Annotated in this window: 21 protein-coding genes and 1 pseudogene; 19 read left to right on the forward strand and 3 right to left on the reverse strand. The window is 67.4% G+C overall.

Annotation, left to right across the window (positions count from 1 at the left end; genetic code table 11):
- Positions 1 to 166: 166 nt before the first annotated feature.
- The 9 genes from NS6_RS21100 (at position 167) to NS6_RS21140 (ending at position 8589) form a co-directional block, all read left to right on the forward strand.
- Positions 167 to 430: a glutaredoxin family protein gene (locus tag NS6_RS21100; protein ID WP_068044406.1), complete on the forward strand. Its 264-nt coding sequence runs from the start codon at positions 167 to 169 to the stop codon at positions 428 to 430.
- A gap of 247 nt (positions 431 to 677) precedes the next feature.
- The gene (locus NS6_RS21105) at positions 678 to 1637 is read left to right on the forward strand and encodes a redox-sensing transcriptional repressor Rex (RefSeq protein WP_068044408.1); all 960 of its coding nucleotides are present in this window, start codon (positions 678 to 680) and stop codon (positions 1635 to 1637) included.
- Positions 1634 to 3061, forward strand: coding sequence for a glutamyl-tRNA reductase (locus NS6_RS21110; protein WP_068044409.1), 1428 nt, complete (start codon positions 1634 to 1636; stop codon positions 3059 to 3061). Before NS6_RS21105 ends, NS6_RS21110 begins: the two co-directional genes overlap by 4 nt.
- Complete coding sequence (hemC, locus tag NS6_RS21115) at positions 3058 to 4194, forward strand: hydroxymethylbilane synthase (RefSeq protein ID WP_084471261.1); 1137 nt, start codon at positions 3058 to 3060, stop codon at positions 4192 to 4194. Before NS6_RS21110 ends, hemC begins: the two co-directional genes overlap by 4 nt.
- Positions 4191 to 5753 (forward strand): bifunctional uroporphyrinogen-III C-methyltransferase/uroporphyrinogen-III synthase, encoded by a 1563-nt coding sequence (locus tag NS6_RS21120; protein ID WP_068044411.1) that lies wholly within the window; start codon positions 4191 to 4193, stop codon positions 5751 to 5753. The genes hemC and NS6_RS21120 overlap by 4 nt, the downstream gene beginning before the upstream one ends.
- A gap of 71 nt (positions 5754 to 5824) precedes the next feature.
- Positions 5825 to 6808, forward strand: a complete 984-nt coding sequence (gene hemB, locus NS6_RS21125) for a porphobilinogen synthase (protein WP_068044413.1) — start codon at positions 5825 to 5827, stop codon at positions 6806 to 6808.
- Positions 6805 to 7305, forward strand: coding sequence for a hypothetical protein (locus tag NS6_RS21130; RefSeq protein WP_157112866.1), 501 nt, complete (start codon positions 6805 to 6807; stop codon positions 7303 to 7305). Before hemB ends, NS6_RS21130 begins: the two co-directional genes overlap by 4 nt.
- 356 nt (positions 7306 to 7661) lie before the next feature.
- Positions 7662 to 8171, forward strand: coding sequence for a transport-regulating membrane protein Mce1N (gene mce1N, locus NS6_RS21135; protein WP_068044417.1), 510 nt, complete (start codon positions 7662 to 7664; stop codon positions 8169 to 8171).
- Between the two features lie 148 nt (positions 8172 to 8319).
- Positions 8320 to 8589 carry a hypothetical protein gene (locus NS6_RS21140; RefSeq protein WP_068044419.1) on the forward strand — a complete coding sequence of 90 codons (270 nt, stop codon included), beginning with the start codon at positions 8320 to 8322 and terminating at the stop codon, positions 8587 to 8589.
- Here NS6_RS21140 and NS6_RS21145 read toward each other — a convergent pair.
- Positions 8586 to 8981 carry a hypothetical protein gene (locus NS6_RS21145; protein ID WP_245669443.1) on the reverse strand — a complete coding sequence of 132 codons (396 nt, stop codon included), beginning with the start codon at positions 8979 to 8981 and terminating at the stop codon, positions 8586 to 8588. The genes NS6_RS21140 and NS6_RS21145 overlap by 4 nt on opposite strands.
- A gap of 172 nt (positions 8982 to 9153) precedes the next feature.
- Here NS6_RS21145 and hemL point away from each other — a divergent pair.
- The 8 genes and pseudogenes from hemL to NS6_RS21185 form a co-directional block, all read left to right on the forward strand.
- Positions 9154 to 10467: pseudogene (gene hemL / locus NS6_RS21150) on the forward strand (glutamate-1-semialdehyde 2,1-aminomutase); the annotation flags it as partial.
- Positions 10468 to 10658: 191 nt separating this feature from the next.
- Positions 10659 to 11330, forward strand: coding sequence for a histidine phosphatase family protein (locus tag NS6_RS21155; protein WP_068044508.1), 672 nt, complete (start codon positions 10659 to 10661; stop codon positions 11328 to 11330).
- 88 nt (positions 11331 to 11418) lie between these two features.
- Positions 11419 to 12042 carry a TlpA disulfide reductase family protein gene (locus tag NS6_RS21160; RefSeq protein WP_068044420.1) on the forward strand — a complete coding sequence of 208 codons (624 nt, stop codon included), beginning with the start codon at positions 11419 to 11421 and terminating at the stop codon, positions 12040 to 12042.
- The gene (locus NS6_RS21165) at positions 12039 to 12290 is read left to right on the forward strand and encodes a hypothetical protein (protein ID WP_068044422.1); all 252 of its coding nucleotides are present in this window, start codon (positions 12039 to 12041) and stop codon (positions 12288 to 12290) included. The genes NS6_RS21160 and NS6_RS21165 overlap by 4 nt, the downstream gene beginning before the upstream one ends.
- A complete protein-coding gene (locus NS6_RS21170; RefSeq protein ID WP_068044423.1) occupies positions 12287 to 13171 on the forward strand; it encodes a cytochrome c biogenesis CcdA family protein in 885 nt (294 codons plus the stop codon). Before NS6_RS21165 ends, NS6_RS21170 begins: the two co-directional genes overlap by 4 nt.
- Complete coding sequence (gene resB, locus NS6_RS21175) at positions 13168 to 14784, forward strand: cytochrome c biogenesis protein ResB (RefSeq protein WP_068044425.1); 1617 nt, start codon at positions 13168 to 13170, stop codon at positions 14782 to 14784. Before NS6_RS21170 ends, resB begins: the two co-directional genes overlap by 4 nt.
- A 91-nt stretch (positions 14785 to 14875) precedes the next feature.
- On the forward strand, positions 14876 to 15844 hold the full coding sequence (gene ccsB, locus NS6_RS21180) for a c-type cytochrome biogenesis protein CcsB (RefSeq protein WP_068044510.1): 969 nt from the start codon (positions 14876 to 14878) through the stop codon (positions 15842 to 15844).
- 218 nt (positions 15845 to 16062) lie between these two features.
- The gene (locus tag NS6_RS21185; RefSeq protein ID WP_068044427.1) at positions 16063 to 16287 is read left to right on the forward strand and encodes a hypothetical protein; all 225 of its coding nucleotides are present in this window, start codon (positions 16063 to 16065) and stop codon (positions 16285 to 16287) included.
- Between the two features lie 52 nt (positions 16288 to 16339).
- Here the strand turns inward: NS6_RS21185 and NS6_RS21190 are convergent, their stop codons facing one another.
- Together NS6_RS21190 and NS6_RS21195 are read right to left on the reverse strand one after the other, a co-directional pair.
- Positions 16340 to 16540 carry a hypothetical protein gene (locus NS6_RS21190; protein WP_068044429.1) on the reverse strand — a complete coding sequence of 67 codons (201 nt, stop codon included), beginning with the start codon at positions 16538 to 16540 and terminating at the stop codon, positions 16340 to 16342.
- A gap of 163 nt (positions 16541 to 16703) precedes the next feature.
- On the reverse strand, positions 16704 to 16919 hold the full coding sequence (locus tag NS6_RS21195) for a BldC family transcriptional regulator (RefSeq protein WP_068044431.1): 216 nt from the start codon (positions 16917 to 16919) through the stop codon (positions 16704 to 16706).
- Positions 16920 to 17079: 160 nt separating this feature from the next.
- Between NS6_RS21195 and NS6_RS21200 the strand changes: the two genes are divergently transcribed.
- On the forward strand, positions 17080 to 17511 hold the full coding sequence (locus NS6_RS21200) for a DUF4229 domain-containing protein (protein ID WP_068044433.1): 432 nt from the start codon (positions 17080 to 17082) through the stop codon (positions 17509 to 17511).
- Positions 17508 to 18593, forward strand: coding sequence for an L-cysteine desulfhydrase Cds1 (cds1, locus tag NS6_RS21205; RefSeq protein ID WP_068044435.1), 1086 nt, complete (start codon positions 17508 to 17510; stop codon positions 18591 to 18593). The genes NS6_RS21200 and cds1 overlap by 4 nt, the downstream gene beginning before the upstream one ends.
- Positions 18594 to 18623: the final 30 nt, after the last annotated feature.

Below are 18623 nucleotides of genomic sequence, written 5' to 3' on the forward strand. Positions count from 1 at the left end.
GTTCCCCGAACCGGCCCGCGATGAACCCGGTTTTCCCCACCTTCGATCGTTCCGGCACCAGTACCTCCGCCTGTTCGCGCGAATCACGTCCACACTAACCGGACGCGCGCTCCTGGACGCACCGCAGTGGCGCGAACGGCACCGCCGGGCGGGTTGAATGGTGGTTATGACCTACCCGAGGACCCATGAGGTGACACTGCTGACCCGCGCTGGTTGTGCACTGTGTGACCGGGCACTGGAGCAGCTGCGAACGATATGCGCGGAATTCGGTCTCACCCCCGGTGCGGTGGATGTGGATGTGGCCGCCGGTACCGACCCGGCACTGCGCGCGGAATACGGTGACCGGCTCCCCGTCGTGCTGCTCGATGGCCGGGAACACAGCTATTTCGATGTGGATGAGACACGTTTACGCAGCGACCTCGGTCGCTGACCTTCCGTGAATTGTGGGCGCAGATCGTACAAGGCTCGGCCGCGACACAAAATGAGGCGAATTTCACCGACTTTGTGCATGGGTTCACAAGCAGTTACGGTGGTGGCACGCGAACCGCAGGCCGGGGCGAGTATCCGGCCGCCGGTAGCAGGTGAATCAACCCGATATCCGACCCCAGGCACAAAATCATGGCCGAGGTCGCCGAGCATCCTGGACCGTCTGGCGGTCCGGACGAGGAGCCGAGGACGTGAGTGAGCACCATGAGACGCGCGACGTCTCCGGCGATGCTCCCAACGTCACCTCTCGTACACCGCAGAAGGACATCCCTCAGGCTACGGTGGCCCGGCTCGCCACCTATCTCCGGGTGCTCGCCCTGTTGACCGATGACGGTGTCGCCATCGTATCCAGTGAGGAGCTGGCTGTCGCGGCGGGTGTCAATTCGGCCAAACTCCGTAAGGATCTGTCGTTCCTGGGCCCGAACGGGGTGCGCGGTGTCGGCTACGACGTCGCCAGGTTGCGAGCCCGGATCGAAGATGTTCTGGGCCTGTCCGGTGGTCATCGGGTGGTGCTGGTCGGCGCGGGCAATCTGGGCCGTGCGCTGGTCGGTTATCGCGGTTTCCGGCGGCGCGGATTCTCCGTGGTGGGCATCTTCGACAACGACCCCGAGGTGATCGGTCTGGAGGTCGAGGGCCTGCGGGTGCGCGACGCCGCCGACCTGGCCGGTGGGATCGCGCTGCTGCGTCCGACCATTGCCGTGATCGCGGTGCCCGACGACAGTGCCCAGCAGGTATCCGACGAGCTGGTGGCGGCCGGGATGCAGTCCATCCTCAGCTTCGCGTTGTGCCAGCTCACCGCACCACCGGGGGTCGAATTGCGGCGGGTCGATCTCGCTGTGGAGATGCAGATGCTCTCGTTCGAGCGCGTCCGCAATGCCGACCCCGCCGGGGCCGTGGAGGGCTCGGCCACCGCGGGTGTGGCACAGACCGCCACCGGTCCGGCGAATGGAACCGGTGCCGCCGGCGTTGTACCCAACAGTGCCGTACCGGCCGCTCGTCCGTTGACCGGTTCCGGCCGGATCGCCCGCCGGGTGCCCACCCACCCGACGCCGGGTCCCGCCGGACTGTCCCATTGCGCGGCGCAGGCCGCCCAGACGACCTCGCATACGGCAACGGAGCCAACCAGCAAGGGATCGGTGGTCACACCATGAGCGTTCTTCTCGTCGGGATCTCCCATCGCAGCGCACCTGTTGCGATGCTGGAGAAGGTGGCGATCACCGATGCCGATCGGCCCAAACTGATCGACCGAATGCTGAGTTCGGCCCATATCTCCGAAGCGATGATCGTATCGACCTGCAACCGGGTGGAGATCTACGCCATCGTCGACGCGTTCCACGGCGGCCTCGCCGATGTCGGTGAACTGCTGACGGCGCATTCCGGGCTGCCCATGCCCGAACTCACCCGCCACGCCTACGTCCGTTACGGCGAGGCCGCCGCCGAACATCTCTTCGCGGTGGCCAGCGGGCTGGATTCCATGGTGGTCGGCGAACAACAGGTGCTCAGTCAGATCCGCAGCGCCTACACCACCGCCGACGCTCAGCAGGCCATCGGGCGCACCCTGCACGAGTTGTCGCAGCAGGCGCTGCGGGTGGGTAAGCGGGTGCATTCGGAAACCGGCATCGACCGGGCCGGCGCCTCGGTGGTGTCGGTGGCATTGGACCGCGCGGCCACCATTCTCGGGCCGCTGGCCGGCCGGTCGGCGGCGGTGGTCGGCGCCGGAGCGATGGGCGGGCTGTCGGTGGCGCATCTGTCCCGCGCCGGAATCGACGAGATCCTGGTGGTCAACCGCACCATCGAGCGGGCCGAACGCCTGGCCGCGACCGCCGAATCGCACGGTGTGAAAGCCCGTGCCTACGAACTGTCCCGGTTGCCCGAGGCGCTGGTAGCCGCCGATGTGGTGATCACCTGCACGGGTGCGGTGGGGTCGGTGGTGACTCTGGCCGACGCGCACAACGCGCTCTCGCATCCGGAACGCAGCACCGGCCGGCCGCTGGTCTTCTGCGATCTCGGGCTACCTCGCGATGTCGATCACGCGGTGGCCGGGCTGCCCGGTGTCACCGTGATCGATATCGAAACCCTTCAGCGCGACCCGGCCGCGGGCGCGGCGGCCGACGATACGGCCGCGGCCCGGACCATCGTCGCCGACGAACTCGCCAAATACCTGGCCGGGCAGCGGATGGCCGAGGTCACCCCCACCGTTGCTGCGCTGCGGCAGCGGGCCGCGGAAGTGGTCGAGGCCGAACTGCTCCGGTTGGATTCCCGCCTGCCCGGCCTTGCCGATCCGGACCGCGACGAAGTTGCCCGTACGGTGCGCCGGGTGGTGGACAAACTGCTGCACGCGCCGACAGTGCGGGTCAAGCAGCTGGCCACCACACCGGGCGGCGACAGCTATGCCGAGGCCCTGCGCGAGCTGTTCGAACTGAAGCCGGGAGCGGCCCAGGCCGTGGCAACGCCCATGGAGATCAGCCGTCCCGAACACAACGGCGCCGGCTGGATGGGTCTGGACGGCGATGTCGCCCTGGCCGACGATTTCACCCCCGGCAGCCACGACGACGAACAGGAGCGGTCGACATGACAGTCCTGCACGGGGAGGGTGCCCCGGCCGCGGGCCCCGGCTCCGGTGGCCGGCCGGCGTGGCGGATCGGTACCCGCGCCAGCCTGCTTGCCCGCACCCAGGCCGGCGATGTGCGCGACGCACTCGTTGCGGCCGGGCAGCCGGCGGAGCTGGTGCTGATCGAAACGCCGGGTGATTTATCCACCGGGCCGGTCGAAGAGATCGGCGTCGGGGTTTTCACCAGCGCGCTGCGTGCCGAACTGGCCGCCGGAAAAATCGATATCGCGGTCCATTCGTACAAGGATCTGCCCACTGCCGCCGATGAGCGTTTCGTACTCGCCGCGGTGCCGCCCCGCCAGGACCCGCGTGACGCGCTGGTCGCCCGGGACGGCATGGTGCTCGGGGAACTTCCGCCGGGCGCGGTGGTCGGGACCTCCGCGCCGCGCCGGATCGCGCAACTGCGCGCCCTGGGGCTCGGCTTGGATATCCAGCCGTTGCGCGGCAATCTGGACACCCGGCTGGGCAAGGTCGCCGGAGGTGAGCTGGATGCGGTGGTTGTGGCCCGCGCCGGGCTCGCCCGGATCGGCCGGCTCGACGCTGTCACCGAAGCCTTGGAACCCGTGCAGATGCTGCCCGCGCCCGCTCAGGGCGCGCTGGCCGTCGAATGCCGGGCCGGGGATACCGAACTGATCGAGCTGCTGGCCGCGCTCGACGATCACAGCAGCAGAACCGCTGTGACCGCCGAACGTGCCCTGCTCGCCGAACTCGAGGCGGGCTGTACGACGCCCGTCGGAGCGATCGCCGAAATCGTCGAATCGTTGGATGACGACGGACGCATCGTCGAGGAACTGTCACTGCGCGGCGGTGCCGCCGCGGTCGACGGTTCCGATGTGATAAGGGCCTCGACGGTGGGAGCACCGGCGCAGGCCGCGGAACTCGGCCGCGCATTGGCGCGCGAACTGCTGGAGCTGGGTGCACGCGAGCTACTCGCCGCCGAACCCGGCACCGCGGATTCACCCGCCGCGCCGGCCGGGAGTAACACCACCCCGGTGGGAACGAGCACCGCCGCAGCGAAACCAGGCGGCACCGCCGCAGCGGGAACGAGCACCGCCACGGACTTCACCGAACCCAGTCCAATGGAGAACAACCGATGAGTCGAGCCAGCAAGAAGCATCCGGGGCGGATCCTGTTCGTAGGGTCGGGCCCGGGGGACCCGGCATTGCTGACCACCCGATCCCGCGAAGTGCTGTGCCGGGCCACCCTTGCGTTCACCGATCCCGATGTGGACGCCGGAGTACTCGCCCTGATCGGCACCGAGGTGGAAGCCGACGCCGAGGGGCAGCGCCCCGTGGACGTGCGGCCCGCCCTCGGCGACCCTGCCGAGGTCGCCAAAACCTTGATCGCCGAGGCGAAGGCCGGCCACGATGTGGTGCGGGTGGTCTCCGGTGATCCGCTGACCACCGATGCGGTGATCGCCGAGGTCACCACGGTCACCAGGTCACATATCGTTTTCGAAGTACTACCCGGTCTACCGTCCGCTTCGGCGGTGCCCAGTTACGCGGGTATCGCACTCGGCTCCGGGCATACCGAGGCCGATGTGCGCGGTGAGGTGGATTGGCCGGCGCTGGCCGCTGCCCCCGGCCCGCTGGTACTGCACGCGACCTCCGGCCATCTGGCCGAGACCGCGAGCGCCCTGGTGGAGCACGGTATGGCACCGCAGACCCCGGTAGCGGTGACCGTCCGCGGCACCACCCGCCAGCAGCGCACCATCGAGGCGACCCTGGCCACGCTGAACAGCACCGCCTCCGAACTGGTCGGTCCGCTGGTCGTCACCATCGGCAAGGCGGTCGCGCAGCGGTCGAAGATGTCGTGGTGGGAATCGCGGGCGCTCTACGGCTGGACGGTCCTGGTGCCGCGCACCAAGGACCAAGCCGGGGAGATGAGTGAACGGCTGGTGACCCACGGCGCCATCCCGAAGGAAGTTCCCACGATCGCCGTCGAACCGCCGCGCAGCCCCGCGCAGATGGAACGCGCGGTCAAGGGGCTGGTGGACGGCCGATATCAGTGGGTGGTTTTCACCTCCACCAACGCGGTGCGCGCGGTCTGGGAGAAGTTCGCCGAATTCGGGTTGGACGCGCGGGCGTTCTCCGGTGTGAAGATCGCCTGTGTGGGTGAGGCCACCGCCGACAAGGTGCGTTCCTTCGGTATCAATCCGGAGATGCTGCCCAGCGGAGAGCAGTCCTCGCTCGGCATGCTCGCCGATTTCCCGCCCTATGACGATGTGTTCGATCCGGTGAACCGCGTGCTGTTGCCGCGCGCCGATATCGCGACCGAAACCCTCGCGGAGGGTCTGCGTGAACGCGGCTGGGAGATCGACGATGTGACGGCTTACCGCACGGTGCGCGCTTCTCCGCCGCCTGCGGAGACCCGCGAGATGATCAAGACCGGTGGTTTCGACGCGGTCCTGTTCACCTCGAGCTCCACGGTCCGGAACCTGGTGGGTATCGCCGGTAAACCGCACGCCCGGACGATCGTGGCCTGCATCGGCCCGAAAACTGCGGAAACCGCGGTCGAATTCGGCCTGCGCGTCGACGTGCAGCCGGAGGTTGCCCAGGTGGGCCCGCTGGTGGAAGCTCTCGCCGAACACGCCGCCCGCCTCCGTGCCGAGGGTCTGTTGCCGCCCCCGCGCAAGAAGAGCCGCCGCAGCAGGTGATCGGCCTCGGCGGTGCGCGGGGACCCGGGGGCCGAAACCTGCGCGCGACAGCGCGCAAATAGACTCGGCCCATGAGCGGAATCGAGCGCCCGCGGCGGTTGCGGCGCACCCCCGCGCTGCGGCGGCTGGTGGCCGAGACAAGTGTGGAGCCACGGCATCTCGTATTGCCGATGTTCATCGCGGACGGGCTGTCCGAACCGCGGGAAATCGGTTCGATGCCAGGCGTCTTCCAGCATTCGCCGGATTCGCTGCGCAAGGCGGCGGTGGAAGCTGTGGAGGCCGGGGTCGGCGGGTTGATGTTGTTCGGGGTCCCCAAACCCGAGGACAAAGATCCGGAGGGTAGTCAGGCGGCCGCGCCGGAGGGCATCCTCAACCGAGGGTTGCGGGCGCTTTCTGCCGAGGTGGGTGACGCGACCGTGGTGATGGCCGATACCTGTCTGGACGAATTCACCGATCACGGGCATTGCGGTGTGCTCGACGCGTCGGGCGCGGTCGACAACGATGCCACCCTGCTGCGCTATGTGGAGATGGCGTTGGCGCAGGCCGAGGCCGGGGCCGATCTGCTCGGGACAAGCGGGATGATGGACGGGCAGGTCGGCGCGATCCGGGAGGCGCTGGACGACTCCGGGCGCACCGATACCGCGATTCTGGCGTATGCGGCGAAATATGCGTCGGCGTTCTACGGGCCGTTCCGCGAAGCGGTGGCCTCCTCGTTGCAAGGCGACCGGCGCACCTACCAGCAGGACGCCGCGAATCGGCGCGAATCCATCCACGAGCTGGAACTGGATCTGGAACAGGGCGCGGATATCGTCATGGTGAAACCGGCCATGGCCTATCTGGATATCCTGCGTGATGTGGCGGACCGTTCGCCTGTGCCTGTCGCGGCTTACCAGATCTCCGGCGAGTATTCGATGATCACGGCGGCCGCCGAACGCGGCTGGATCGATCGCCGGGCCGCGATACTCGAATCGCTGACCGGTATCCGCCGCGCCGGTGCGGATATCGTGCTCACCTATTGGGCGACCGAGGCGGCGCGTTGGCTGTGTCGGTCGTGAATCCGCCCGCGGATGTCGTCACCGCGCGGCAATTATGGTGGGGCGTAATCGGTTTGGGCCTCGTTCAGCTTTTCGTTTCGCTGGCCGATACGTTGCTGAATCGCGAGCGGTTCACTGCCGAGTTCCGGGAACGGATGCAGACGGCGGATCAGCAATTCGCGCCGGCGACGATCGATCTGCTCGTCACGGTGGGTGCGGTGCTCGGCGTGGTGTTCGGAGCGCTGATTGCCGCGCTGGGGGTACTGGTCGCCCATCAGCTCGGCAAGGGCAAGTTGTGGGCGCGGACGCTGCTGACCTTCGTCGGGATCTGGCTGGTGATCATGGGCGTTGCCGCTCTGTTCTCCATCGGTGTGGTGGAGAGTGCCGGTCAGGTGCTGTCCGGGGCAGTGTCCATCCTGCAGGCTGTCCTGGCGGGCGGCGCGATCTACCTGTGTCAGCGGCCGGAGGCCGCGAAATGGTTCATACCGCCCGGTCCGGGTGCGCCCGGAAGATCGTGAAATCTCTGAACCAGCCCCCTGATCAGCAGGTTGATACCGGCTTCGGGTAGGCGGTGCATTCAGATAACGAACGTCGAGTTTGTTACCGGTATTCCGGCATGTATGGTGAGGGCTGTCACAGACGACATGCGAACCGGTGGTCACGGGTACCCGTCCAGTAGGACGAAATCCCGGGACCGATTTCCCGGGGATCGGAGGCAACGATGCGAGTGGTGATCCAGCAGCCGCAGAGTATTCGGCGGGATATGCTCGTCCTGACTCTTCTGATCCTGTTCGGTGTTCTCACCGTCGCGGTGCTGCTGATTCCCAGTATCGTCGGCTGATTCGAGTGTTCCCGGTTTCCGGTTCGCGCCCGTATGTCTGAACGATCCGGCACCACGGCCGATACCGGAGAGCTGCTCTTCACCGAGCCGGGAGCCCGATGGCGTGCGGTGGCATACGGTCCACTGATCTGCGCACTCCTGCTGGCCGCCGAAATTGCCGCAGGTGTTACTCCCCATTGGTTCGCATTACTGTTCTGTGCCGCGCTGATCACCGCGTTCGCGGTTCTACAGGTTTATGCGGCCCGCACGCACGTGAGCGTGGAAGTGACAGACGGTTTCCTGCGCAACGGCGCGGAGACGACCCCGATCGGGTCCATCGCCGCGGTACTGCCGGCGGACTCGGATGATCCCTGGGAGGGCGGCCGGGCGCTGGGCGAACTGACCGGTGTGCCGCGTCGGCGCACCGCCGTCGGCCTGCGGCGCAGCGACGGCGAATTGGTCCGCACCTGGGCGAAGGACCACCGGGCCCTACGTGCCGCGCTGACCGAGGCGATCGCCCGGTCCGGTGCCGGTTCGGAAGGCGACACAGCCCGCGACGATTGATTATCGGATCGCGCACGGGCAGCATCTGTTGTCATGGCCGGGGCGGTATCGCGAAATGCCCGCCCGCCGGCCGGTCGGCATACTCCGGATGCGGGGGAGTCGTAAAGGATCGAGAAGTCGCGACAGGCAGCAGTAGATGAGGAGACCCGTGAACCGTTCGCATGTCGTACCGGCTGTCGATCTCGCGGTGGCGGTTCTCGCGATCGGGTTGGCCGCACTGTGCTGGGCGCGGGGCCTGCAGACCACCGATCTCCCTGCCACAGGCGACTACCCGGCCTACACCGCGACCCGATACGTCGCGCCGTGGCTTTTCCTCGCGGGGGTGCTGGTGACCGGCGCCGGATTGGCCGTCATCGACGCGGTCGCCCGGCTTCTGCGCCCTGCGCGGGCTCGAGCGGACCGGATCGGTCCCCGCTAGTCCCACTGCTGGTAGATATCGAAAACGCGGCCGTGCGGGGCGCCCGGGACGTGCACGAACACGATCACCGAACCATCGTTGTCGACCGATTCCAGCATCACCTGCCGTAGCGAGGCGTGCACGCCGCCGTCTTCGTCGCGGTACAGGCGGGTCCCGCCGTGCAGACCTGCGCCGATCCGGGAAGCGGGCACGACCTGGTCGACCAGCGCCGGTACCGGGCCGCCGGCCAGTGCCGCGGTTTCGGCCTGGTTGAGCCGGAGACCGGCGCGCGCGTTGTCGGGATCCACGACCGGTTCGGCTGCCGCGGCCGTTCCCGCGCCGAATCCGGTCGCCAGGACACCACACGCGACCGAGACTGCGGCCAGCGCCGAACCTCTGATGGCAATTCGCAAAACGACCTCCCCGGCCGATGATTCACGGAGTTGTTACGACGGAACAGAACAGTACGCACTCCGGGCGAACCCCCGGTGTATTTGATGCGGCAAGTGTCGGGGCGGCGGTATGGGTCACCTATGGCGCACCCTGTCGTCGACGCTGCGGGGGTGGGCTGCCAAACTGGAGGCCGTGAGTTCTCTGCGCGTGGCCGGTACGGCGGTGCCGGCCTCCAGTCAGCTTTTCCAGCGAGCCGAAGCGGTTGTCCCCGGTGGTGTCAATTCCCCGGTGCGGGCCTTCGGCTCGGTGGGTGGCACGCCGAGGTTCATCTCGTCCGCCAGCGGTTGCCGCCTGGTCGACGCCGACGGGAACGAGTATGTGGACCTGGTGTGCTCCTGGGGGCCGATGATTCTCGGGCATGCGCATCCCGCGGTGGTCGAGGCGGTGCGCGCGGTCGCGGGCAACGGGTTGTCGTTCGGTGCGCCGACGGCCGGCGAAGTGGAACTCGCCGAACTCATCGTGGAACGAGTCGCTCCGGTGCAGAAGGTGCGCCTGGTGAATTCCGGTACCGAGGCGACCATGAGCGCGGTGCGCCTGGCTCGCGGCTACACCGGCCGGGCCAAGATCATCAAGTTCGCCGGGTGTTATCACGGCCATGTCGACGCGCTGCTGGCGGACGCGGGATCCGGGGTCGCGACATTCGGGCTGCCGACTTCGCCCGGCGTCACCGGTGCCCAGGCCGCGGATACCATCGTGCTGCCCTACAACGATCTGGATGCCGTGCGCACGGCCTTCGAACAGTATCCCGGTGAGATCGCCGCCGTGATCACCGAGGCCGCCGCGGGAAATATGGGTGCGGTGGCGCCGCTGCCCGATTTCAACCCCGGACTGCGCAGGCTCACCGCCGACAACGGTGCGCTGCTCATCATGGACGAGGTGATGACAGGGTTCCGGGTGAGCAGTGCGGGCTGGTACGGAATCGAATCCGTGGCCGCGGATCTCTACACCTACGGGAAGGTGATGAGTGGCGGGCTGCCCGCCGCCGCGTTCGGCGGCCGGGCCGAGGTGATGGACCGGCTTGCCCCGCTCGGCCCGGTGTACCAGGCCGGCACCCTGTCCGGGAATCCGGTGGCGGTGGCCGCCGGGCTGGCCACGCTGCACGCCGCCGACGAGCAGGTGTACGCGGCCCTGGACCGCAACAGCGAACGGCTGGGCATTCTGCTGACCGAGGCCCTCACCGGCGCGGGGGTCGCGCATCAGGTGCAGTTCGCAGGCAATATGGTGAGCGTGTTCTTCGCCGAAACTCCGGTCCTCGACTATGCCGCCGCCAAAGCGAGCCAGACCTGGCGCTATCCGGCCTTCTTCCACGGGTTGCTGGACGGCGGAGTGTATGCCCCACCCAGCAACTTCGAGGCATGGTTCGTCTCCGCGGCCCTCGACGACGATGCCTTCGAGCGGATAGCCGCCGCGCTGCCCGCCGCCGCTGCCGCGGCCGCCGCTGCCACACCCGACCGCACGAGCGGGTCGCGCCCGGAGGCGGTAGCGGAGCGTAACCACGGAGGGCCCCCGCCCATGCACGATGGACAAGGAACATCAGCGTGAGCCGATCCGATTCCGAGCGCGTATCCGCCGGCTCCGCCGAAGCGGCGGATTCGCCCGACCGTATCGACTCCGTCACCTCCGCAGCCGGGAGCGGTATCGCCGCCGAACCGCCCACGTCCGGCTCCGACGACGCCGAATCCGTGGAAACCATCGTGCACGTGCTGCGCCACGGTGAAGTGCACAATCCTCGGGGCATCCTGTACGGGCGGCTGCCGGGATTCGGGCTGTCGGTGACCGGGCGTGCCCAGGCCGGCGCAGTGGCGAGGTCTCTGGCCGATCACGATATCGCCCTGGTCATCGCGTCCCCGCTGCAGCGCGCGCAGGAGACCGCGGAACCGATCGCGGGTACGCACGGACTCTCCGTGCGTACCGACGAGAACCTCATCGAAGCCGGCAACACCTTCGAGGGGCTGCGGGTCTCGGTGGGCGACGGCGCCTTGCGTAAACCCCGGCACTGGTGGAAGCTGCGCGATCCGTTCACTCCGTCGTGGGGCGAACCGTATCTGCAGATCGCGCACCGGATGCTCGCTGCGGCGAACAAGGCACGGGTGGAGTCGGCCGGCCGCGAAGCGGTGCTGGTTTCGCATCAACTCCCGGTGTGGACACTGCGCCGGTTCCTGCAGGGCCAGCGGCTCTGGCACGATCCGCGCAGCCGGCAGTGCGGTCTGGCGTCACTGACATCGCTGGTCTACCGGGGTGACACTCTGGTCGATATCGTCTACTCCGAACCCGCCGGTGGTTCGGATCCGACAGTGCACGGCGCATGAGCGCGCCAGGCCCGGAGACGGTAGCGGAGCGTGGCCACGCAGGGCCCGCGCACCTGCGACATGGACACAGCACGAGCGGATCCGGCGTATGAACAAGGTTGCCTCGGCGCTCCGGGGCCGGCTGTTGCCGGCCCTCGCCGCGCTGGCGTGCCTCGCGCTGGTTCCGGCCTGCGCGACGGGGACCGACGCGGTCGCCACGGGCGGCGGCACGTTCGAATTCGTTTCACCTGGTGGGCAGACCGAAATCTTCTACGATCCGCCGTCTGCCCGCGGCACCATCGGCGACCTTTCGGGGCCGGAGCTGATGTCCGACGAGGACAAGAAGGTTTCGGTGAACGATTTCCCCGGACAGGTGGTCGTGATCAATATCTGGGGGCAGTGGTGCGGCCCGTGCCGTGCCGAGGCGCCTGCGCTCGAACAGGTCTACGAGCAGACCAAGGATCTCGGGGTTGCTTTCCTCGGGATCAATGTCCGCGACAACCATCGGGACAAGGCTCGCGATTTCGTTACCGACAACAACATCGGTTATCCGTCGATCTACGACCCGCCGATGCGCACACTGCTGGCACTCGGTGGCATCCCGACCAGCGTCGTTCCCACCACAGTGGTGCTGGATCGGGACCATCGGGTAGCGGCAGTGTTCTTGCGCGCCCTAATTGCCGAAGATCTTATGCCGGTGGTGCAGCGCATCGCCGCGGAGGGAGCATCATGAGGAGTTTGCGGTCTCGAGGCGTACGCCGGTACGGGGCGACCCGCCCGCCGCGCGGCGTCCGTGCCGAGGTACTGGTGAAATCGTCGCTGGGCTCCTGGGAGCTACAGCCGGCCGAAACCACCGGTAGCGATCGGAAGGTCTCGAATTCGCGTCCGGCGGGCGCGCGCGGTTCGACCGCGCCGGCCGGCCGGTCCGGTGACCGGCGGGCGAACAATCCCGAAACGGAACCGGAGCGTAGTTCGAATTGATTGTGCTGGCAGGAGTGGGGGAGTCATTTCAGCAGACAGCGGCCACGGGGCCGCTGCTGTTGGCCCTCGGTGCCTGCCTGCTGGCCGGTCTGGTGTCGTTCGCCTCGCCGTGCGTAGTGCCGTTGGTGCCTGGGTATCTGTCGTATCTGGCCGGTCTGGTGGGCGCCCAGTCGCCGCCGGTCACAGTTGAGCAGGCCCGTCGCGACCGCGCCGCGGCCGCCGCCGGTTCGGGTACTACGGCGGTACTGACCGAATCCGTGGCGCAACAGGACACCGGCCCCACGCCGAATAACGGGCGGCTGCGGGTGGCTGGTGCGGCCGGGCTTTTCGTCGCCGGTTTCACCGTGGTGTTCGTCCTGGCCACGGCCACTGTTTTCGGGCTCATCCAAACGCTGAACGTGAACCGTGAGCTGCTACAGCGGCTGGGCGGTGTGGTCACCATCGTGATGGGCCTGGCCTTCCTCGGGCTGATCCCGGCGCTGCAGCGCGATACCCGAATGGCGCCGCGCCGGTTCGCCGGGATCGCCGGGGCGCCGCTGCTCGGTGGGGTGTTCGCGCTCGGCTGGACGCCGTGCCTGGGGCCGACTCTTTCCGGTGTGATGGCCGTGGCCGCGGGTACCGAGGGCACCACCGCCGTGCGCGGGATCGCGTTGATCGTGGCGTATTGCGCCGGGCTCGGGTTGCCTTTCGTGGTGCTGGCGTTCGGCTCGGCGAGTGCGCTGCGCGGGGTGGGCTGGCTGCGGCGCAACACCCGCACTATTCAGGTGGTCGGCGGGCTGCTGCTCGTCGCGGTCGGGGTGGCGCTGGTAACCGGGGCGTGGGATCTGTTCGTGAGCTGGGTGCGCGACAGTTTCGTCGCAGAGGTGACGTTGCCGATATGACCGTGACAGACCGAGCCGAGGCGACCCCCGGTCCGCCCCGGCAGTCCCCGTTGGGTCGTGCCTGGGGGTTCGTGCGAAACACCTGGCGCGGGCTCACCAGTATGCGCACGGCTCTGGTGCTGCTGTTCCTGCTGGCGCTGGCCGCGATACCCGGTGCGCTGCTGCCGCAGCGGAGCCTGAACGAGCAGAAGGTCGACGAGTACATCGCCGACCGCCCGGTCCTCGGAGAATGGATGGACCGGTTCGAACTGTTCGATGTGTTCTCCAGTTTCTGGTTCACCGCGGTGTACGTGCTGCTGTTCATCTCGCTGGTGGGCTGCATCCTGCCGCGCACCGTGGACCACTACCGCGCCCTGCGTACCCCGCCGGTGCGGGTGCCGCGCAATCTCGCCCGGCTACCGCATCACCATCGCGTAGTCGTCGACGGTACCGCCGCGGAGATCACCGACCGGGCTCGCGCCCGGTTACGTGGCTGGCGCACCGAGGTCCGCCCCGGAGAGCGCGAGGGCGAGGTGACACTGTCGGCCGAGAAGGGCTACACGCGCGAACTGGGCAATCTGGCCTTCCATCTCGCGCTGGTGGCGCTGCTGGTGGCCATCGCGGTGGGCAAACTGTTCGGCTACGAGGGCAATGTGATCGTGATCGCCAACGGCGGGCCCGGTTTCTGCACCACCTCGCCGGCGGTTTTCGATTCGTTCCGCACCGGCAATGTCAACGACGGCACCGGGATGACCCCGATGTGTGTCAAGGTGAAGAACTTCCGGGCCGACTATCTCGACAACGGCCAGGCCGAGATGTTCACTTCCGATATCTCGTATCAGGCGGGCGAGGACTTGACGACCGACACCTGGCGGGATACGACCATCCAGGTCAACCATCCACTGCGGGTCGGCGGCGACAGGGTCTATCTGCAGGGGCACGGGTATGCCCCGACCTTCACCGTGACGTTCCCGAACGGCGAGACCCGCACCGAGACCATACAGTGGGCGCCCAACGACGCCACGACCTTTCTGTCGAGTGGTGTGCTGCGTATCGACCCGCCGGGCGGGATGTATGCCACCGATGCGGAGCGCCGGCAGAACCAGATCGCGATCGAGGGTCTGTTCGCGCCGACCGCGAGTTTCCACGGCACGCTGCTCACCTCGGTGTATCCGGCGATGACGGATCCGGCGGTCGCGGTGGATGTCTATCGCGGTGACACCGGCCTGGATACCGGCCGTTCGCAGTCGATCTTCGCGCTGGACCAGGAGATGGTGCGGCAGGGACGGCTCACCAAAGAAGACCGGGTGAATTTGCGGCCCGGCGAATCGACCACCTTGTCCGACGGCACCGAGGTCCGGTTCGACGGGGCCGAGGAGTTCGCGAATATCCAGGTCTCGCACGACCCGGCTCAGCAGTGGGTGCTGGTGAGCTCGGTGGTGATGATGGCCGGTCTGCTGGTGTCACTGCTGATTACCCGGAGGCGGGTCTGGCTGCGGGTGACCCCGGAGGGTACCGTGGACCAACGACGCGTCGTAGTAGAGATGGGTGGGCTGGCCCGCACCGACCAGGCCGGCTGGGGCGGAGAATTCGATCGCCTGCGGGACCGCCTGCTGGACACGTCCGACAAGTGAACGCGGGTCCGGCAGGAGTGGGCACGCCACGCCACGCAGGTCAGGCGGCGGTGCCCGCAAGGCGCCGCGGCACGAACACGGGAGAACAATGATGTCGATCGACGACACTCTCGCACGCTACAGCGACCTCGCCTATGAAACGGCGTCCGCTGTATACGCGCTGGTGCTGTTGCTGTTGATTGTGCAGTACGCCTCCGCTCGGGCCCGTCAGGTGACCGAACGGGAACTGGTGCCGGCCGGTGGGGTCGCAGCGGGTAGCGATACGCCGGGCAAGATCAGCGAGGAGCCGCGAGCGCCGCTGTCCGAGCGTCTCGGCAATATCGCCTTCTCGGTGCTTTTCGTGGCAGTCGGCCTGCAGATCGCCTCGATCGTGCTGCGAGGTTTCGCGACCGGCCGTTTCCCGCTGGGCAACATGTACGAGTTCGTCTCCATGGCGACCGCCGCCGCCGCGGTGGTGGGGCTCGTATTCATGCGCGATCAGCGTTACCGCGGTATGTGGGCGTTCCTGCTGGTGCCGATGCTGATCCTGATGTTCCTCGCGGGAACCGTGCTCTATTCCGATGCGGCACCGGTGGTCCCCGCGCTGCAGTCGTTCTGGCTGCCGTTGCACGTCACGATCGTCAGTATCGGCAGCGGGGTATTCCTGGTTTCCGGTATCGCCAGCCTGTTGTTCCTGTACCGGCTGCGGCAGCCCGAGGGCGCGGAATCGGGCAATGTACTCGGTGCCGTGGCGCGCCGGCTGCCTGATGCCCGCACTCTGGACCGGCTGGCCTACCGGACCACGATCATCGGCTTCCCGCTCTTCGGGGCGGGTGTCATCCTGGGCGCGATCTGGGCAGAAGCGGCCTGGGGGCGGTTCTGGGGCTGGGATCCGAAGGAAACGTGCTCGTTCATCGCCTGGGTGCTGTATGCCGCGTATCTGCATGCCCGTGCCACGTCGGGCTGGCGGGATACGAAAGCCGCGTGGATCAATGTGGCGGGTTTTGTGGCGATGCTGTTCAACCTGTTCATCATCAATCTGGTCGTGTCCGGATTGCACAGTTACTCCGGCCTGACCTGATTCGACCCGGCACTTTCGTAACGATTCGAAGCGCTTTCATTCGACACGGGCTTTCTGTGCCGATGTTCGTTACGCCACCGCAATGCCGAGTTGCTATTGTTCCGTCGGTAACAGCTGAATTGCATACAGCCCGGTAGCTCGCGCGAAAATCGGGTGTGAACGGTCTTTTCCCCTCCACCACGCGGATAAAGCCGCGTCGAACAGTGAGGAGAGCGGCAGTGGATTCGGAAAATGTCAGTGCGGATACCGGCGTCGACCTGGATTGTTGTACATCCGAGACCGCGAACTCCGCGATCATCTGCGGTCTCGAACCGGATTCCCTCGTGCGGTTGGTGCAGACCGCTGTCGGACTGCCGGCCGAGGCGCTGGACCGCCTGGCCGGAGTTGCCGATAAATTGCGGGCGGTGGAAGGTCTACCGCAATTGGACAGCACGGCCGATTAGGCGCGCTCTCGGCTGCCCAGGCCGATTTCCGATGTCGTTTCCGGGCGCGGAATCAATGCTCGGTGGAATCCGAATCGCCGTCCGTATGTTTCTGCGGGCGCGAGATACGCCAGAGGAATTCGGGATCGTCATCCGGTCCGACCACCCGTTTACGGGTGGGTCCCGGGGTCGATGTGGGGCCTGCGGGGCCGAATGCTTTCCAGCACAGCACCGCGATCACCACGATCGCGATGAGTGCCAACACGTAGATCACGTGGCTCACCTCCTCTATCGAGGTTAACTCCGGAACTGCCGGAGGGTGAGTCCGCCGCCCACAGCGGGCGGATCACGCCGGGATGAACCGCTACGGGTCGCACTCGGCCGCGCCGTTGCGGGCCGGCCGAGTCACCCCGTTCCGGTTGCGGTGCAAATCCGGGTCAGGCGCCTTGCACGGTTGCCTCGGTGGTGAGCGATTCGAGCAATTGCATCACCTCCGATTCGCGGAACCGGCGATGGCCGCCCGGCGTGCGCAGGGAACCGAGTCGTCCCGCGTGTGCCCAGCGGGTGACGGTTTTGGGGTCTACGTGGAACAGGGTGGCAACCTGGCCGGGGGTCAGCAGGTTCTCCTGGGCCCCGACGGCAATCGCGGTCATGGCAAACCTTTCTGTTTCGTCACGTTTTCTCATCGGATTCCGACATAGTGGCACCGCGACCCCCGGGTGTTCGAACCACCTACTGTTGGTAAAGCGGAGGTAATGGACAAAACGGATGTGCGCGTGCGGCGGTAGCAAACCGGTCGCTTACGCTGGTCAGGTGAGTGATGCGAACCCGTTCGAGGAATCGACCGCCCCGCAGCCCGGTACGTCGCCCGGCCGGCGACTCGCCCGCAACCTGGCGCTCTACACGCTGGCCCGGCTGGTGCTGGTCGTGCTACTCACCGCCGTGATCATGGCCGGCGCGTGGGTGCTGTCGGTAGAGGTGCCGCTGATCGTGGCGATCCTGTTCGCCATCGTGATCGCCATGCCGCTCTCGCTCACCCTGTTCAAGGGGCTGCGCGGACAGGTGAACTCCGATATCGCCGCGGTCGACGAACGCCGCCGTGAGGACAAGGCGCAACTGCGGGCCCGTCTGCGGGGCGACGCGGATCCGGCCGGGTCGGGGGAAACCGAACCGGGAACATCCGGTAAGCCGCCGAAAGACGCGGGCGAAGGAGAGGAACCAGGCGGCACCGGCGGTACGGCGTGAAAACCTGCACTCGCGGTAACCCGCGGGACTGGGCCGATAACGCCGTCCGGCTCATCGACGCCGACGCGCAACGCAGCGCCGATACCCATCTGCTGCGCTACCCGCTGCCGCCGGAGTGGAATATCCGGCTGTACCTCAAGGACGAATCGACTCATATCACCGGCAGCCTGAAGCATCGGCTGGCGCGGTCGCTGTTCCTGTACGGGCTGTGCAACGGCTGGATCGCCGAGGGCACCACGATCGTGGAGGCCTCGTCGGGCTCGACGGCGGTGAGCGAGGCGTACTTCGCCAAGCTGCTCGGGCTGGATTTCGTGGCGGTGGTTCCGGCGCGAACCTCGCCGCAGAAAATCGCGTTGATCGAAGCGCAGGGTGGGCGGTGCCACTATGTGGAACGTCCGCCGGATATGTACACCGAGGCGGCGCGGCTGGCGGCCGAATACGGCGGCCACTACCTCGATCAGTTCACCAACGCCGAACGCGCCACCGACTGGCGGGGCAACAACAACATCGCCGAATCGATCTTCGACCAGTTGCGTCTGGAAACCGATCCCGTCCCGGAGTGGATCGTCGTCGGCGCCGGTACCGGCGGAACCAGTGCGACCATCGGCCGATACCTGCGCTACCGCCGGCATACGACCCGGCTGGCCGTCGTCGACCCGGACAACTCCGCGTTCTACGGCGCCTACGAAACCGGGGCCCGCGACTACACGACCGGTCTGCCCTCCAGGATCGAAGGTATCGGGCGGCCGCGGATGGAGCCCTCGTTCGTCCCGGAGGTGGTGGACCGGATGATCCACGTACCCGACCCGGCATCGATCGCCGCGGCCCGGTTCGCGAGCGCCGGGCTGGGCCGGAAGGTCGGTGGGTCGACCGGTACCAACTTCTGGGGCGCCTGCGCGTTGATCGCGCAGATGCGGGCGGCCGGACGTGGCGGCAGCGTGGTGACATTGTTGTGCGACGGCGGCGAACGGTATACGGGGACCTACTACGACGACGAATGGGTCGCCGCTCAGGGCTGGGATCTGGCGGGCCCCACGGCGGCGCTGGAGGAGTTCGTCGCGACCGGCCGCTGGTCCGGCTGACACCGGGATTCGGGGCGGCCCGCCGAACCG

Source organism: Nocardia speluncae NBRC 108251, assembly GCF_001613245.1.
Lineage (GTDB): Bacteria > Actinomycetota > Actinomycetes > Mycobacteriales > Mycobacteriaceae > Nocardia > Nocardia speluncae.

What these genes read in the sequence shown, in the direction of transcription:
- NS6_RS21100 (WP_068044406.1), top strand. Translation starts at nt 167, where the DNA reads ATGACCTACCCGAGGACCCATGAGGTGACACTGCTGACCCGCGCTGGT.
- NS6_RS21110 (WP_068044409.1), top strand. Translation starts at nt 1,634, where the DNA reads ATGAGCGTTCTTCTCGTCGGGATCTCCCATCGCAGCGCACCTGTTGCG.
- hemC (WP_084471261.1), top strand. Translation starts at nt 3,058, where the DNA reads ATGACAGTCCTGCACGGGGAGGGTGCCCCGGCCGCGGGCCCCGGCTCC.
- NS6_RS21120 (WP_068044411.1), top strand. Translation starts at nt 4,191, where the DNA reads ATGAGTCGAGCCAGCAAGAAGCATCCGGGGCGGATCCTGTTCGTAGGG.
- hemB (WP_068044413.1), top strand. Translation starts at nt 5,825, where the DNA reads ATGAGCGGAATCGAGCGCCCGCGGCGGTTGCGGCGCACCCCCGCGCTG.
- mce1N (WP_068044417.1), top strand. Translation starts at nt 7,662, where the DNA reads ATGTCTGAACGATCCGGCACCACGGCCGATACCGGAGAGCTGCTCTTC.
- NS6_RS21160 (WP_068044420.1), top strand. Translation starts at nt 11,419, where the DNA reads ATGAACAAGGTTGCCTCGGCGCTCCGGGGCCGGCTGTTGCCGGCCCTC.
- NS6_RS21165 (WP_068044422.1), top strand. Translation starts at nt 12,039, where the DNA reads ATGAGGAGTTTGCGGTCTCGAGGCGTACGCCGGTACGGGGCGACCCGC.
- resB (WP_068044425.1), top strand. Translation starts at nt 13,168, where the DNA reads ATGACCGTGACAGACCGAGCCGAGGCGACCCCCGGTCCGCCCCGGCAG.
- ccsB (WP_068044510.1), top strand. Translation starts at nt 14,876, where the DNA reads ATGTCGATCGACGACACTCTCGCACGCTACAGCGACCTCGCCTATGAA.
- NS6_RS21195 (WP_068044431.1), bottom strand. Translation starts at nt 16,919, where the DNA reads ATGACCGCGATTGCCGTCGGGGCCCAGGAGAACCTGCTGACCCCCGGC.